Annotated in this window: 4 protein-coding genes and 1 pseudogene; 1 reads left to right on the top strand and 4 read right to left on the bottom strand. The window is 65.1% G+C overall.

Annotated elements, in window-relative coordinates; genetic code table 11:
* Positions 1-52: 52 nt before the first annotated feature.
* From N5D48_RS03830 to N5D48_RS03815, 4 genes and pseudogenes are all read right to left on the bottom strand, one after another.
* Positions 53-145: pseudogene (locus N5D48_RS03830) on the bottom strand (transposase); the annotation flags it as partial.
* A 323-nt stretch (positions 146-468) separates the two neighbouring features.
* On the bottom strand, positions 469-918 hold the full coding sequence (locus N5D48_RS03825; protein ID WP_279881211.1) for a DUF2247 family protein: 450 nt from the start codon (positions 916-918) through the stop codon (positions 469-471).
* 10 nt (positions 919-928) lie between these two features.
* Entirely contained in the window at positions 929-14,056 is a 13,128-nt protein-coding gene (locus N5D48_RS03820) for a hemagglutinin repeat-containing protein (protein WP_279881209.1), read from the bottom strand.
* A 27-nt stretch (positions 14,057-14,083) separates the two neighbouring features.
* Positions 14,084-15,814, bottom strand: coding sequence for a ShlB/FhaC/HecB family hemolysin secretion/activation protein (locus N5D48_RS03815; protein ID WP_279881207.1), 1,731 nt, complete (start codon positions 15,812-15,814; stop codon positions 14,084-14,086).
* 241 nt (positions 15,815-16,055) lie between these two features.
* Between N5D48_RS03815 and N5D48_RS03810 the strand changes: the two genes are divergently transcribed.
* A complete protein-coding gene (locus N5D48_RS03810; protein WP_279881205.1) occupies positions 16,056-17,231 on the top strand; it encodes an MFS transporter in 1,176 nt (391 codons plus the stop codon).
* The last annotated feature ends 97 nt before the right edge of the window (positions 17,232-17,328 follow it).

The following is a 17,328-nucleotide window of genomic DNA, read 5'->3' as shown; positions in this document are numbered from 1 at the left end:
TTTCGAAATTAGAGTAGGAAAAATAGATCTGTCACCTTTTCCTTTATTTCTCCTACTCTAATCTCGGTCGACCCTGCTTCCTTCGCTCGATGCGTTTCCCTGTAATTAGTTCGACCTCATCCACAAACCGATTGTTACCCGTCAGGAAAAATAAATCCGTCCCCTTTTTGGTCGTAATTAGTTCGATCTCATCCACAAACCGATTGTTACCCGTCAGAGCAAAAAGGGGACAGATTTATTTTTTCCACTCTAATTTCAGCCCACCCTGCATGACTACACAACCCCTTCATCCCACAGGGTAGAAATTAGAGTAGGGAAAATAGATCTGTCACCTTTTTCCAGTCACCTTTTTCCACTCCTTTTTCCACTTTTTGCCGTCACCTTTTTGCCCATTTGTCTAGGTCCTGGCAAAGTCTTGATCGCATCATCTGCGACTCCCGCTGCTCCAGTCCATTTTTCACCATAAAATTACCGGAGCAAAAACCTCTTTCTAAGTCTTTCCACAACTCGGCTCATTGCTACAAGCGGGCCAACACCATCTTGACAGTAAATACTGCACGAAGCCATATCTTCCGGATAATCAAAGTCCGCATAGACCTCCTGAAGCCTATTTATTTTATCTTCGTCACTACCATTCGAAGCGTCAATACAAAGTAAAAAAGCTAAACGCCACTTATCCATTTCAGCAACACAATTCGTCATCTCCATTTGTTTTGAGATGATCTCAAGAAGTTCTTCATCGCTTAAGTATTCGCCCCCAGCAATGATGGCAACGCGCTCGCTTTCGCAACCATTTAAAAGCTGATTCATGGCAAATTCAAAAACATCTTCTCGCCCTATCCAGCGCTTTCTAAATCCCAAAAAAATTGTTGACCAACAAGCCAAACCCAAACCAATCAACACACCAAATGGAGACATTACCTTCTCCTTATTTTTTCGGAATCTGGTTAGGCAGTCCAGTTATTTGACCACCGGGAATAAAGCGTCGATGTGTCACGTTACCTTCATCAACAATCCATTCAAAAACCCCACCAACTCCGTTATTGCTGCCTTCAATTTGCCTTAACTCTGACACCCTAACCACCTCTCCACCTGGCCCCTTGGTTGGTATATCAAATTTAGCTGCATCACCAGCGTAGTTATCAATTATGTCATTAAACCCGTGCTGACCATCAGGAAGTTTATTTGCGCTCCCGACTCTTGGCTTTCCTATGACTGAGTTATCAATTGCTTTTACACCACCTACAGCTTTACCAAACGCAACAGCCGCACCAAATTTTAAAATCTCTTCCCGAGTAGCGCCATTGTCAACAAGATTGACAATTCCAGGAACGTCCACTGGTGCCAGCGTCGAACCAAGCAATCCATCCTGATGCGCCAGGGTGCTGATTTTTTCGTCGCTTAGCCCTTGCCGCCTCCACTCGGCGATCATCTCACTCGCCCTGATCGCACGAAGGTATGGATTGGCGATTCCGCCTAGCGGAGTCCAGTCGGCACCCGACAGCGAATAGATATTGAGGTAATCACCACCCTCGCCATTGCGTTGCCCTTGCTTCACCCCTTCCAGCATGGCGATGGCGTAGTCCGCCACCAGGATGTTGTAGTCCTCCCGGCTCAGCCTGCCGCTCTGGTACAGATCAGCAAGCTTCTCCCCGGCCTCCTTTTCCTGCTGCCGGTATTCATTGCGTATTCCACGCTGACATTCACCATTACCAGCACAAGCCTGGTACCGCTCCTGCAGCTCATCGATGCTTCCAATACCAGCAGTCTTGAGCTTCTCGTAAAGCGCCCGACTTGTCGCATCCAACCGCTCGATACCGTACTTGTTCGCCAACAAGTTGTTCTCAACGGCATTGCGACCTGCCCCCGCCCCCGCGACAGCACCCGTGCTGTTGCCCTCCACCAGACCACCTGAAAGCCCAGCCGCCAACGTCGACAGTGCCGAGATCGTCTGCTTCTGCTCTTCACTCAGGGCATTGCCATCGGTCGTTCCATACAACTGCTGGGCAATCAACCGTGCAGCCAGCTCGCCACCAGCCGCCCCGGCCGCACCCGCCGCCGCCGAATTGCCTTGCGCCTGGGCCACCACGGCCCCGAGCACGGCGTGGGCCATGACATTCAGCGCCGCGTTGTCTCCAGTGGACTTCTTGATCAACTGCGCCAGGTACGGCGCCGAGGCGCCAGCCAGTGCCGAACCGATATCCCCGCCGGCCAGCCCCTGCAGAGCCGCCGTCACCGCCTGGGTAACGCGCTGGTAATCACCGCTGGTACCGTACTTGCCCATGATCTTCTGGTAAGCATCGGTAGCCGCCAGCTGCTTCTGATAATCCTCGACGACTTTCTGGTCAGCCCCTTTCTCAGGCTCGTGAACCCCCTGCTTCTCAAGCTCGACCTTTGCATCTTCCTTGGCCTTGCGCAGCCCCTCGGTCCGCACGATGTCCGACACCTGCGTCCCGATCTCACCGATCAACTGCACCTGCCTCAGGCGCCGTTGCTCTTTCTCCTTGTCGAAGATCGGGCTGATGCTGTCGTTGGCATGCTCGACGTCATGGCTCAGGGTCGCGACGTCCTGCTTCTGCTGGCCCGGATCACGAATCTCCAGGGTGCCCTCGGAAATCGCCGATGAGGTAGTACCACTGGCGCTGCCGCTGTGGTTGTAGGCAATCAGCGTGCCGCTGGGCATGTTGCTGGTGAAGCCCGTCGAGCCGCTGTTGCCACCGCTGACGCTGGCGCTGGCCATCTGGCTCTTGAACTCGGCCTTGTTCTCGATATCGCTCCAGCCCAGGGTGCCGGTGCTCAGGCGGTTCTTGTCGGCCTCGGCGGTGCTGGCGATGACGCTGCCGTCTAGCTGGGTGTGCTTGCCCACATCGATCTGGTAGCCACCCTTGCCGGCGAACAGCCCGGTCTGCTCCTGCACGCTCTGGTACTTGGAGTGGAGCTTGTTCTGGCTGACGCTGAGGCTGCCGCTCGCGCCCGCGCCAATGATGGCGACGCTCACCCCGCCGCTGACATTGGTCTGCTTGGACTTGTAGTTGTCGGTGTCCTGCAGGCTCTGCAGCGTCAGGTCGCGCCCAACGTCGGCGACGACCTTGTCGGCGTTGACCTGTGCGCCCTTGAGCGTGGTATCCCGCCCGCTGAGCAAGCTGGCCTGGTTCCCGGCATCGAGGGTGGTTTCCGTCCAGGTGGTGCCGTTGCCCTTCTCGTTGCCCGTGCCTTTGTTGGCATTGGCAAAGATGCTCAGGCCGCCGCCGTTCGAGCCGAAACCGATACTGGCGCCGATGGCGCCGCCACTGCTGTTGTTCTTGCCGTCCAGCTTCTGCGTGTTGGCCGCCGCTTCCAGCACGATGTCGCGCTCGGCTTGCAGCGACAGGTCGTTGCCGGCCTTGAGCTTGCTGCCCTGCACACGGATATCGCCGCCGTTGGCGTCACTGCCGTTGCCCTTGGCGACGATGGTCAGGTCGTTGCCGCTGGTCAGGCTGCTGCCCTGGCTGACGGTCTGCTCCTGGGTCTGGCGCGAGCTGGACTTCTGCCCGCCGAGCGAAATGGCGATGCCGACGAACTCGCCGGCGTTCTGCGCGTTCATGCCGCCATTTTCCTGGGCGGCCTGCCAGGCCTGGACACCGGTCAGGCCGGCCTTGATGCCTTGCAGGGCCGAGAGCCGGCTGTCTTCTTCCTTGGTGGCCTGCTTGGTCGTCTGGTAGGCGGTGTCGACGGCACTGCCTACCGTGCCGGACAAGGCCAGGGTCAGGCCGCTGCTTTTGCTCTTGGCGGTCTGCTCGCTGGTGTTGCGGCTTTCGGCCGCGACGATCTCGACGTTCTGTCCGACCAGGGTGATGTCCTTGCCGGCGATGACCTCGGAGCCTTTGACGGCCAGGTTCTTGCCCGCCTCGATGGAGACGTCGCCGAGCACGCTGCCGACCGTGCTGGCCTTGGCGTTCTCGCTCTTGCTGGTGGAGCTGTTCTCCAGGCTGGTCGAACCCAGGGTGAAGCCGATCCCGCCGCTGCTGAGCAGGCCGGACTTCTTCTTCGAACTCGAGTGGCTCTGCTCGAAGGTTTCCGTGGCGCTTTCGATCTGGATGTTGCCCCCGGCCAGCAGGCTCGTGTCATGGGTGGACACGATGTTGCTGCCCGACACGCCGATATCCTGCCCGGCGCGGACCACCACCGTATCGCCGCTGACCGACGATCCCTCCTGGGTGACGGAGCGCGAGCTGTCGATACGGGTCTTCTGGCTGCTCGACAGCCCGGAGCTGCTGGTCTTGGTCTTGCGGTAGTAGCTGTAGTCGCTGTTCTGCTCGGCGACCAGGTTCACATCGCCGCCGGCATAGAGATACGCCTCATTGCCCGCCGTCACCCGGCTGGCGCTCAGGGTCAGGTCATCGCCGGCCTTCAACGCCACGTTGCCGCCCGCCGCCACGCTGCTGGACACCTGCTGGACGTGATCTTCCTGGCTGGTGACCTTCTTGGTCTTGCTCGCCGAATGCTGTTCATTGGCGGCGGACATCAGGTCCAGGTCCCGGGTCGCGGTCATCGCCACGTCACGCTTGGCCTCGATCGCGCTGGCCACCGCGCTGATGTCGCGCCCGGCGCTGACGGTCAGGTCGCGCCCGGCCTGCAGGCTGGCGCCGTGCTGGGTGAGGCTGTAGTCGTTGTAGCGCACGCCGCGATCATTGCTGACCACCTGCTCCACCGAGGTCAGCTTGACGTCGCGCCCGGCCTTGAGACTGGTGTCGACACCGCTCTCGAGCGCGCCGCCGCTGTTGCTCAGGTCGCGCCCGGCGTTGATCGCCAGGTTGTTGGCCGCCTCCACCCGTGCGGCGTTGTCGACGAAGTCGCGTTGCTGGGCGTAGCTGCCGTTGCTGCTCTGGTGCGAGGTGACGGTGCGTTCGTTGATCACATCGCGGCCGGCGCCGAGGCTCACATCGCGCCCGGCGATGATGCCACCGGCCTTGTTCACCAGGTCGTTGCCTGCCAACAGGGCGAGGCGCTCGCCGGCTTGCACCAGGCCGCTGTTGACCAGGTTGTTGCCGGCCTGGGCCGACAGGTTGTGGGTGGCGCGCAGGGTGCCGACGTTGTCGAGGTTCTGCCCGGCGATCAGGTTGACGTCGCTGCCGGCGATCAACGCGCCGTTGGGCGCCAGGCGGTTGTTGGAGTGGGCCAGGTAGAGCACCGGCACCAGCACCTGCTCGCCGTTCACCTCGGCGTTTTCCAGCCAGACGATGTCGTGGGTCAGGGCCGCCACCTGCTCGGATGTCAGGCTCACGCCCACCGCCAAGTTGAGCTGTTGCTTGCTCTTGATGGCGTTGTCCATCAGGTACTTGAACAGCTTCTCGTCGGTGTCCTGGCCGTCGATCAAGCGCTGGCCGGTGCGGGCGACCACGGCCTGCTGCACCAGCTTCTGCTCGTAGAAACCATCGCCCAGGCGCTTGGCGCTCTGGTCGGGGTCATAGCCGAGGTTGGCCAGCAGGTAGTCCGAGCTCATGAACTGCTTGAGGTCGGTGAGCACCGGATTGGTTTCGACCAGGTACTTGTGCGGGTTGCTGCGCACGCTGCTGTCGGGCAGGCCTTGCACGCGCTCGATCGTGATCGGCATTGAGCCTTGGGCGTTGAGCGCCGAGGCCTGATTGATGCCGTCGTTCACCGCCGTGCGGCCGGGCAGCAGCGGGCCGTTGCCGGTGCCCGGCAGTGCCGTGTCGATGGCGCTGGCGTTGCTGGCGTTGCCCGCCTGGGTACGCTCGACGGTGCTCAGCGCGGTGCCGCGGGCACCAGCCTGGGCGGCGTCGACGCTGTCGATGGCGCGGACCGCGACTTGCGGCAGCGGCTGCTGGCGCTGGGCGACGCTCAGGCTGGCGCCGCCCATGGTCCAGCTTTGCGGACCGTTGTTGGCGGGCGCGCTGCCCCCCTCGGTGCTCAGGCGGAACAGGCCGTGCTGCCCAGCGGGCAGGCTGAAGCCAGGCAGCGCCAGCGGGTTGACCTGCTGCTGGGCCAGCTCCGGCGGCAGCTGCTGGTTCAGCGTGACACGGGTGGAGAAGGCCGTGCCGGGCGCGCTGGTGTCGGTGCGCGCGCCACTGCCGATGTAGGCATAGCCCGGTCGCACCACGCTGTTGGTGATGCCATTGCCGGCGGTGACGCTCACCGCGCCGCCGGCCTGCATCACGCCGGCGTAGCTCTGGTCGCCAGCCGCCAGTTGCCTGGTGCTGCCCAGCTGTACCCATTCGCGCTCGGTCATGCCGATGAAGCCGGCCAGCGCGGCTTGCAGGCCGCCCAGGTCGTTGGGGTTGTAGCCGGGGCTATCGATCCAGTACTTGTTGGTGACGTTGTTGGCGGCGTTGTACCAGCCGCCCGCGTTGCGGGTGCGCGCCGACATGAAGATACGGGTGGTCTCGGTCTCGCCGGTCTCCAAGCCGCTGTTGGTCAGGTTGTTGACCGTGGCCACCAGGCTGCCGGCCGCGGCGATGGTGCTGCTGCTGTTGAGCAGGTCGCCGCCGTTGAGCGTGAGGTTACCGCCTGTGGTGATGCTCGACGCGGCGCTGGCTTGCGTGACCTCGAACTTGTCACGCTGGACGATCTCCCAGACGTGGTTGCGCTTGCCGCCACAGTCGCCGGCGTTGTAGCCCTCGATACAGGCGACTTCGCCGATACGGGCGGTGTACACGCCCTTGTTGTCGGTCTTGAGGATCGCCCGCACGTTCTGGATGGTGCTGGCGGCCAGGTTCATCGAACCGTCGCTCTGCAGCGAAGCGGAGCGGTTGACGATGCTGCTGGCCAGGCTGCCTTGGCCGTCACGGTCGATGGTCAGCTTGCCGAGGCTGTACACGTCGGCATAGCTGTTGGTCAGGCTGTCGACGCGCAGGCCCATGTCGGCGCCGCTGAACAGCAGGCCACGGTCGTTGACCAGGGCGCCGGTGGTCAGGGTCAGGTTCTGCGCGGCACCCAGGGTGCCCTGGTTGTTGACGCTGCCGGCGCCGACGCTGAGCCCGGCCGCGGAGGTCAGGCGGCCGGCGTTGTTCAGCAGGCCGGCCACCGACACGCTGCTGGCGGCGCCACCGGCGATGCTGCCGGTGCCGCTGAGGTTGAGTTGCCCGGCGTTCAGGCCGAGGGTGCCGCGACTGCTCAGGCGGCCGTTGCCGTTGTAGCTGCCACCCAGGTCGAGGCTGAGGCTGCCGTCACTGGCGATCAGGCCGTCGTTGCTCCAATTGCCGCCGATGCCGACCAGTGCTTCGCCGGCCAGCAACTGGCCGCTGGCGGTCTGACTGAAGTCGCCGACATTGACCGTCAGGCGCCCGGCCTGGATGACGTTGCTGTTGTGCCAGCTGCCGGCGTTGAGGGTCAGGCCGCCGCGGGTGACGATGCTGCCACCGGCGCCGGTGACGTTGGCGGTGGAGATGTCGAAGGTGCCACGGCCAACATGCAGCAGGCTGCCGCTACCATTGAGGAAGCTGCCGACGCCCAGGCCGAGGTCGGTGTTGGCGGTTTCCAGGGTGCCGTTGCGGTTGTCGAACTGGCCGGCGATCTGCAGGCGGGTGGCGCCGCTGCTGCCGAGTGCGCGAATCTGGCCGGTCTGGTTGTCGAGGCTGGCTGCCGTGATCGCCAGGGTGCTGTCGCTCTCGATGATGCCCAGGCGGTTGTTCAGCGCGCCGCTCAGGCCGAGGTCGATGCGCTGGCCGGCGATCTGGCCGTCGTTGTCGCCGCTGTTGTCGAAGTTGCCGCCACGGACCTGCACCAGCCCCTTGGCGTACAGGCCGCCGTTGCGGTTGTCGAAGTCGGCGGTGGTGACCAGGGCGTCGCCGGCCTGGGCAGCGATGCGCCCACCGTAGTTATCGATGCCGCCCAGGGCCTTGAGCACCAGGGACTGGCCCTGGGTGATGCCGCCCTGGCGGTTGTTGTCGAGGTCGTAGCCGTTCTTCAGCACGCCGCGCAGGTCGGCGTCGAGCGCGCCCTTGAGGCTCGACAGCACGCCGCCGCGGTTGTCCAGGTTGCCAGCGGTGACGACGAGGTTGCCGCCGTCGGCGATGATGCGGCCACTCTGGTTGTCGATATCGCCGCTCACCAGCTTCAGCACGCCCTGCCCCTGCAAGGTGCCCTTGGCGTTGCTCACGGTGGCGGCAGCGACGTCGAGGTCGCCGTTCTGGCTGTAGATCAGGCCATCGGCGTTGTTCTGCAGGGTGCCGTCGATGGCCAGGGTCAGACCTTGCTTGGCCGCCACGGTGCCACGGTTGCTGTTGTCCAGGCTGCCGGCCAGCAGGGTCAGCAGGCCCTGGCTGGCGATCTGGCCACCCTGATTGCTGACCTGGGTGGCGTGGTCGAGACGCAACGGGCCGGCACTGGCCAGCTTGCCGTTGGTGTTGCTCAGCGCGCCGAGCAGGTTCAGCGTCACCGCGCCATTGCCGACCAGGCTGCCGCTGCTGTTGTCCAGGGTGGTGGCATCGAGGTCGATGGCCTGCTGGGCGTTAATGCTGCCCGCGGCATTGCCCAGGGTCATGGCCTCGAGGGTCAGGGCCGCGCCGCTGTCGATCAGACCACCCTGGGCGTTGTTCAACAGGCCGGTGACGGTCAGGTGCTGGCCGGCGGCGCTGGACAGAATGCCACCGGCACTGTTGTCCAGGTTGGCCGCCGTCACGTTCAGTGCCTTGCGGCTGACCAGGGCGCCGCCTGCATTGTTCTGCAGGTCGCCACTGACCCGCGCCTGCAGCGCGCCGTCGCGGCTGGACAAGGTGCCTTGGTAGCGGTTGTCCAGGCTGCCCAGTTCCACATCCAGGCCCTGCCAGCCCGACACCAGGCCGCCCTGGTTGATCAGCCGCTGGGCATTGACGCCCAGCTGGTCATTGCCGATCAGCTTGCCGGCGCTGTTGTCCAGGGTGCGAGCGGTCAGGTCCAGGCGCTGGCCGCTGGCGATCTCGCCGCCGCGGTTGCTCAGGTCACGCAGGTGGCGGATGGTCAGTGGGCCGGCGGTGCTGATCAGGCCGGCGTCGTTGTTCAGGTCGCCGCTGACGCTGCCCAGGTCCAGGGCGATGGCGCCACCCAGCAGCGAACCACCCTGGTTGACGATGGCGCGGCTGGCGAGGGTCAGGGTGCCGTTGGCGTTGATCAGGCCTTGCTGGCTGTTGTTCAGGTTGTCGGCCAGTTGCAGGTCGAGGTCGCCACGGCTGGTCAGGGTGCCGCCGCTGTTGTCCAGGCTGGCGGCGCGGCTGTCGAGGCTCGCGGCGGCGACCAGGCCCTTGATGTTGTTCAGCGCCTGGTCGATGCGCAGGGTCAGGGCCTGGTTGCTCAGCAGCTTGCCGCTGCTGTTGTCCAGGCTGCGCGCGGCCAGGGTGAAGGCCTGGGCCGAGGAAATCTCACCGCCCTGGTTGTTCACCTCGCCGAGTTGCTTGAGCATCAGCAGCGGTGCGTTGATCAAACCCTTGCGGTTGTCCAGCTGCCCATGGTTGAGGTCCAGGGTGAGCGTGCCGTTGCTGAATAGCTGGCCACCTTGCTGGTCGAGGCCGGTGACACTGGCATCGAGCGCGCCTGCGCTGGCGATGCGGCCACCGTCGCGATTGGTCAGCTGGCCGCTGCTCAGGGTCAGGTTGGCGCCACTGCCCAGGCGGCCCTTCTGGCTGTTGTCCAGGCTGGCGGCGGTCACCTCGGCCACGCCCTTGGCACTGATCACGCCTTCACTGCTGTTGTCGATGTGGCCGCCGCGCAGCTTGAGCGCGCCATCGGTGACCAGCTCGCCGCCCTGGTTGCGTACTGCGCCGCCGTGCTCGAGGGTCAGCGCCCCGGCGCTGGAGACGCTGCCGGCACGGTTGTCCAGCTCGCCGCTGGCCAGGCTCAGGGTGCCTTCGGCGCTGATCTGGCCCTGACGATTGTCCAGCGTGCCCTGCAAATCGACCACCAGGGCCTGACGGGTTTGCAGCAGGCCGCTGGTGTTGTCCAGGCTGCCACCGCTCAGGGTCAGGCCAGTCTTGCCCGACAGCAGGCCCTTGCTGCGGTTGATCACCTCGGCGACGGTCAGGCGCAGGTTGCCGTCCGCCAGCACCTTGCCTGCGCCGCTATTGTCCAGGCGCTGGCCTTCGACGGTCACGTTGGCTTGGCTCGACAGCTCGCCGCCGCTGTTGCTCACAGCGCCGACGTTCAGTTGCAGGCCGTGGGTCGCGCTCACCAGGCCGCCCTGACGGTTGTCGAGGCTGGCGCCGGTCAGGCCCAGGGTGTCAGCGCCGACCAGCTGGCCGGCGCGGTTGTCCAGCTTGCCGACCTTGGCCACCACGGCAGTCTTGCCGGACACCAGCCCACGCTGGTTGTCCAGTTCACCGGCCTGCAAGTCCAGGCGTTGGTCGGCGATCAGTGCGCCGTCCTGGTTGAGCAGTTCGCTATCGACGACGATCTGCTGCGTGCCCCGGCTGCTGAGCATGCCCTGGCTGTTGTCCAGGCTGCGGCTGCGCAAGTCGAGGCCGTTGGCCGAAACCAGGCCTTTGAGGTTGTCAAGCGCCTGCTCGACGCGCAGGGTCAGGCCCTGCTGGCCGATCAGCTTGCCGTTGCGGTTGTCCAGGTTGCGCGCGGCCAAGGTGAAGGCCTGGGCGCTGGAGATCTCGCCCTGCTGGTTGTCGACATCGGCCAGTTGCTTGAGCACCAGCAGCGGCGCCGTGATCAGGCCCTTGTGGTTGGTGAGCTGGCCGTGGTTCAGGTCGAGGGTCAGCGCGCTTTTGCTGAACAGCTCGCCCCCTTGCTGGTCGAGCCCGCCGATGCTGGCGACCAGTGCCCGCTCGCTGGCGATCCGGCTGCCCTGGCCGTTGTTGACCTGGCCTGCGCTGAGGTCTAGGCGGTCGCCGCTGACCAGCCGCGCGCCCTGGCCGTTATTGAAACTACCGGTGTCGACCTTGGCCGCGCCCTTGCTGCTGAGCACGCCACCCTGGTCGTTGTCCAGGCGCTGGCTGGCGATGACCAGCCCGGCGTCGGTGGTGACCGAGCCGCCGCGATTGAGCAGTGCGCCGGCGCTGGTCAGGCTCAGGGTGCCGGCACTGGATAGCTTGCCGGTGCTGTTGTCCAGGCTGCCGACCTTGGCGGTCAGCCGCCCTTCGGCGCTGATCAGCCCTTGCAGGTTGTCCAGGGCGTTTTGCAGGTCGATGTCCAGCGCATGGCCTGCGACCAGGCGCCCCTGGCCGTTGTCCAGGTGCTTGCCGACCAGGTTCAGCGTGCCCTTGCCGGACAGCTCGCCCTGGTTGCGGTTGAGCACCTCGGCGACCTGCAGGTCGAGGTCGCTGCCGGCGATCAGCTTGCCGCTGTCGCTGTTGTCGAGCTGGGTACCTTTGACGTTCAGCCCCGCGCCACTGGAGAGTTCCCCGCCACGGTTGTCGACATCGTCCACTTGCACGGTGAGCAGGTGCTTGGCGCCGACCAGGCCGCCCTTGCGGTTATCCAGGCTGGCGCCTTGCAGGGTCAGGTCACCCTCGGCGACGAGTACGCCTTTCTGGTTGACCACCTGGGTCACCTGGGCCACCAGCGCCCGCTGGCTGGAGATGCGCCCGCCGCTGTTGTCCAGGCGAGTGCCGTCCAGGCGCACGGGGCCCACGGCGTTGAGCAGGCCGCCACGGTTGTCCAGTGCGCTGCCATTGAAGCTCAGCGCCGCGAGGCTGTTCAGCAGGCCCTTGTCACGGTTGTCCAGCTGGTCGACGGTGAGCAGCGCCTGCTGGTCCGCGCGCAGTTTGCCGGCGCGGTTGTCCAGTTTGTCGGCGAGCAGGTCGATGGCGCCCTTGGCCGTGATCGAGCCTTGCTGGTTGTCCAGCAGGCCATGGATGCGGGCGTCCAGGCCGGCATCGGTCACCAGGTTGCCACCCTCGCGGTTGTCGAGGCTGGCGGCCTCCAGGTCCACCTTGCCGGCGGAACCGAGGGTGCCGGCGCGGTTGTCCAGGGCGGCGCCGAGGGCGATGCTCAGCGCGCCGTCGCCGGTAACCTGGCCCTTGCGGTTGTCCAGGCTGGCGCCCTTGAGGGTGGTGCCACCGACGCTGGAAATCTCGCCGTTCTGGTTGTCGGTCGCGCCAGCCAGGGTCAGAGAGAGGTCGGCGCGGCTGGTGACGGTGCCGTCATGGTTGTCCAGGCTCGCGGCGCTCACACTGACGCCATTGGCGGAAACCAGGCCGCCGGCGTTGTTCAGCGCCTGATCCAGGTGGACGCTCAGGCCCTGATTGCCGAGCAGCTTGCCGAGGCTGTTATCCAGGCTGCGCGCCACCAGGGCGAAGGCCTGGGCGCTGGAGATCTCGCCCTGGTGGTTATCCACGCTGTCGAGGTTGTTCAGGGTCAGGCGCGGGGCGTTGATCAGGCCGCCCTGGTTGTTCAGGTGGCCCTTGTCGAGGTCCAGGCTCAGCTCGCTGACGCTGGTCAGCCGGCCACCATCACGCTGATCCAACCCGGTGACACTGGCGGTCAGTGCCTGGTTGCTGGCGATGCGCCCCGCCGCGCTGTTGTTCACCTGCCCGGCCTTGAGGTCGAGGGTCCGCAGGCTGGTGATCTGGCCACCACGGTTGTCCACCGCGCCGCTGGCGGTCAGGGCCAGGTGCTGGTCGGCGGTGAGGGTACCGGCCACGTTGTCCAAACGGGTGACCTGCGCGGTCACCTTGCCCTGGCTGGAAAGTTCGCCGCCGCTGTTGTCCAGCTGGGCGACGCGGGCATCGACCGCCGTGTCTCCCTTGATCAGGCCTCCCTGGCCATTGCGCGCCTGGCCGGCCTGCAAATCGATCTGGCCGGCGCTGAGCAAGCGGCCCTTGGCGCGGTTGTCCAGGGTGTCGGCGCTGGCCGTCAGCTGGCGCTGCGCGCTCAGGGTGCCGCCCTGGTTGTCCAGGGTCTGGCTGGCGGTGACACTGAGATCGCGGCTGGCCACCACGCTCTGGCCACGGTTGTCGACCTGCCGCGCGCTCAGGCGCACATCGCCATTGCCGTTGCGGCTGTTGTCGGCGTTGACCCCGGCTTCGACGATGCCGTGGTTGGTCAGGCGGCCACCGCTGTCGAGGCTGATGCGCTCGGCGGCGACAAGGTTCTTGCGGTTGTCCAGGTCGCCCTGGGTCTTCACCTCCAGCCGCGTGCCGGCGTATACCGCGCCCTGGGCATCGAGCTGGCCGGCATTGATCACCACCGCGCCCTTGGCGGCGGTGGCGTCGGCCATGCGCAGCTGGCCGTTGGCGTCGAGCTGGATATCGCCGCCGCTGGCGATCATCTGGCCGTCGAGCTTGACCCCGACCCCGGCCTCGGTGCCCACCAAGGTGATGGCGCCCGCGTACATGCCGCCCAGCGCCGAGGAATCGATGGCCAGCTGCGGCGCATCCGCCGGGTTGGCGGCTCGCGCGCTGGCCTTGAGGGTCTGGGCATCGACATCGTTGGCGCCGGTGACCATCGTCAGATGGCGGGCCTGGATCTGTGCGTTGATCTTGGCGCTGCGGGTGATGATCTCGAACTGGTCGATGTTGCTGGCGTTGAGCCCCGCGCCTTCGATGGCGACACTGCCCTGCTCCACCTGGTAACGCTGCAGCTGGCCGTTCTCGACCACCGGTTTGCCGGTGGTCAGGGTCGCCCGTGGCGTGTTGATGAAGCCGCAACCATTGCAGGTAACGCCATACGGGTTGGCGACGATGACATGCGCCGAGCGCCCCGCGACCTCGGTATAGCCCTTGAGCTGGCTGGGGTTGGCGCCGTTGACCTCGTTGAGGATGACATTGGCCGAGCGCCCGCCCAGGTTGCTGTTGCCCAGGATGATCCCGCCCAGCTGGGTGGACTGGGTGCGGTCGGTGGCGTTGTTGAGGATCAGGCCCTGCTGGCCGACGTTGTAGTCGCTGAACTTGTTATGCGACAGCCCCGCGTCGCTGGGCGTGGCGATGTTGACGATAGGCACGCCGTTGCCGGCCTGGCCGAGGCCGGTGTTGCTGCCGTTGACGACGATGCCGTCGGCCATCGCCACCAGCGGCTGCCAGAACATCATGTTGGCCAGCATGAACGCCAGTCCGCGCTTGGACAGGCCCCAGAAGGACTCACGGGATTGCAGGGCAGCCGAAGGCTGGCGAGCCAGGAAGGCGAACTGACGAACATCCATGTCGGGCATCTCGGGTTGAAAGCGGTGTTAAAGGAAAAAGTCCAGGCGGAAGTAGACCGGCGTCTCGCGCTCGGTCAGCGCGTCGGGGCGCTCCAGGGAATGGGCGAAGGTCACGCTGGCGGACAGGTTGCGCCCACGGGCGAACAGCTCGGCCGAGTGACTGGACACCCGCCCGTGCTGCTCGCCGCTGTAGCGGTCGTGGCGAATGGCGCCGACGTCATAGCCCAGGCCCAGGCCGTACTCAGCGAGCACCGGCCGCAGCCAGTCCCAGGCCACCTGGCGGCTCCAGCGCAGGTCGTTGCGCCAGTAGTAGCCGCTGTCGCCGTTCAGGCTCTGGTCCTTGTAGCCACGGATCGAGGACTGGCTACCCAGGCTCATGCGCTGGGGACTGAACAGCCGGTCTTCGCTGCGCTGGCCGGTGACCAGGCTGCTGAATACCAGCGACTCGCCCAGCACCTTGAACGGCTGCAGATAGCTGACGGTGGCGGTGTACTTGCGGTAGCGGGCGTTGGGCAGGCGATTGCCGAAGGCGTCGCGCTCCTGCTCGCGCTGGGCATCGAAGGCACCGATGCCGTCCTGCAGGCCGAGGTCGACGTTGACGAAGGCGCCGCCGATACGCCGGCCGTGGTTGATGCCGAACTGGGCTTCGCTGAGGCGGTTGCTGCTGTTGCTCAGCTTGCTGTCTTCGATGTAGTTGTTGGTGCGCAGGTAGCTCATGCCGGCGTTGAGCGAGGTCTTGCTGACCGAGTCGCGGTGAACCACGCGCTCGAGCCGTAACTGATGATTCTGGCTATCGCCGTTCTGCTTGAAGCTGTAGTCCGCCGCCTCGGCCAGGGAGCGGTATTCGCTCTGGCTGTAGCTGTAGCTGAGGTTCCACCAGCCAAACGGCAGGTTGTAGTAGAGCGCGGCATTGCGCGAGGTCTTCTGGTGGTCGCTGATGGCGTCATGGCCGCCGCGCAGCACCAGTTGGTCGGCCAGGCCCAGCGGGCTGTCCCATTCCAGCGAGCTGCCCCACTGCTGCTCGCCGGTGCTTTTCTGGCCGTCGTTGCTGCGCGACAAACCCACTCGCCAGGGCTTTTGCGGGGCGTTGGCGACCACCACCTCGCTGCCGCCCACGGCCTTGCCCGGGGTCAGCTGCATGCGCGCCTGGTTGGAGGGCAGCCGGTTGAGCTGGTCGACCATCTGCTCGATCTCGCGCAGGTCGAGCAGGTCGCCCGCACGTCCAGGGAACGCCATGTCCAGTTCGCGGGCGCTGAGCTTGCTGCCTTCGCCGGCCTTGAGGCCTTCGAGACGGCCCTCGACCACCAGCACCTGCAGGTGGCCACTGGACAGGTCCTGTTGCGGCAGATAGGCGCGGCTGGTGACCAGGCCCTTCTGGATGTAGCGATCGGTAATGGTCTTGAGCAGCTCATTGAGCTGGGCGACCCCCAGGCACTGCCCGATATAGGGGGCGAGCAGGCTTTGACGTTCAGCGGCCGACAGCGCGTCGGCGCCCTTGAGCTCGATGTCCTTGATCGGGAAGCAACGGCTATCGGTCGGGGCCTCGGGGGCCGCAGGGGTGGCGCGCTCGCCGGGCAGATCCTTGAGCTCCTGCAGGCGCCGCTGCTGCTCTTCGAGCAGGCGATTCTGCCGATCGCGGATCAGGTCCTGATCGCCGGGATTGTTGAAGGGCGCGGCGATCGCCGAGTCCAGCGCAGCAGCCAGGCAAAGGCCTGTCAGCACGGCACGCAAGCGGGTGCCGAGAGAGGAGAGATACATGTTCGATCCTTCGAAATCGCAGGGCAGCGGGGAGCGCGCGCGATGCTAAGTAGCCACTATCCTTGCAGTCAATCAAACACCGACCAACGAACATGAAACTTTGTATCCACTTGCATGCAAGCGCCAAGTTTGCGTTTCGCAGGTGGTGGGTTGCAGAGGGAAATACTGCATCAGGTAATGAAGGCGCCGCCGTTCGACCCGCTTTGTCTAAAGTGAAGCCGAGCGACGATCCGAGGCGACCATGACCCGTGCCCTCCCCACCATCCCCCGCAGTGTCTGGGCCTTGGGCTTCGTCTCGCTGCTCATGGACATCTCCTCGGAGATGATCCACGCCCTGCTGCCCCTGTACATGGTCGGCGTGCTCGGCACCTCGGTCCTGGCCGTGGGCCTGATCGAGGGCATCGCCGAGGCGACGGCGGCAATCACCAAGGCGTTCTCCGGCGCGCTCAGCGACCGCCTGGGCAAGCGCAAGCTGCTGACCGTGATCGGCTATGGCCTGGCTGCGTTGACCAAGCCGGTATTTCCCCTGGCCCCGGGGTTGGAGTGGCTGACCACGGCGCGCTTCGTCGACCGTCTGGGCAAGGGTATTCGCGGCGCGCCACGGGATGCGCTGATCGCCGACATCACCCCGGCCGAACTGCGCGGCGCCGCCTTTGGCCTGCGCCAGGCGCTGGACACGGTCGGCGCCTTTCTCGGGCCGTTGCTGGCGATCCTGTTGATGTGGCTGACGGCCAGCCATTTCCAGACGGTGTTCTGGGTGGCGGTGGTTCCGGCATTCATGGCGCTCTACGTGCTGGTCGCCTGCGTTCGCGAGCCCGAAAAACCTGCTGCGCTCAGCGCAGTGGCTGCACCTTTGGCATTTCGCGAGCTGGCCCGGCTGGGCAACCGCTACTGGCGCCTGCTCATGCTCGCCACGCTGTTCACCCTGGCGCGGTTCAGCGAAGCCTTCTTGTTACTGCGCGGCCAGGCACTGGGCCTTCCAGACATGTGGGCGCCCGCGGTGCTGGTGCTGATGTCGCTGACCTATGCCCTGTCGGCCTACCCCGCCGGGGCGCTGTCCGACCGGATCGGTCGGCGCGGCGTGCTGACGGCCGGCCTGGCCTTGCTGGTGCTGGCCGACCTGGCGCTCGCCTGGCTGCCCGGTAATGTCGGGCTGGTACTTGGCGTGGGACTGTGGGGGCTGCACCTGGGTTTTACCCAGGGTGTGTTCAGCGCATTGATCGCCGACTGCACGCCCTCCGATCGGCGGGGGACGGCGTTCGGGCTGTTCAACCTGGTGACCGGGGTGGCGCTGCTGGCGGCCAGTGTGCTGGCCGGTGGCCTGTGGGACTGGGTGGGGTACCAGGCGACATTTCTGGTGGGAGCCGCTTTCGCGTTCGTCACGCTGGCAGGGCTGTGGCTGACCCGGCGCTCATGATTCAGCTCGCCCCTGTGGGAGCGGGTTCACCCGCGAATGCGGCGGTGCATTCATTGATGCCTTCGCGGGTAAACCCGCTCCCACAGCGTCGAAGACG

This window comes from Pseudomonas sp. GD03858 (assembly GCF_029840925.1).
Classification (GTDB): domain Bacteria; phylum Pseudomonadota; class Gammaproteobacteria; order Pseudomonadales; family Pseudomonadaceae; genus Aquipseudomonas.
The sequence above is the reverse complement of the archived record's forward strand: the minus strand, read 5'-3'. Positions and strand labels throughout refer to the sequence as shown.

Coding starts and splice junctions, on each gene's coding strand:
- N5D48_RS03815 (WP_279881207.1), bottom strand. CDS start 15,814: ATGTATCTCTCCTCTCTCGGCACCCGCTTGCGTGCCGTGCTGACAGGC.
- N5D48_RS03820 (WP_279881209.1), bottom strand. CDS start 14,056: ATGGATGTTCGTCAGTTCGCCTTCCTGGCTCGCCAGCCTTCGGCTGCC.
- N5D48_RS03825 (WP_279881211.1), bottom strand. CDS start 918: ATGTCTCCATTTGGTGTGTTGATTGGTTTGGGTTTGGCTTGTTGGTCA.
- N5D48_RS03810 (WP_279881205.1), top strand. CDS start 16,056: ATGACCCGTGCCCTCCCCACCATCCCCCGCAGTGTCTGGGCCTTGGGC.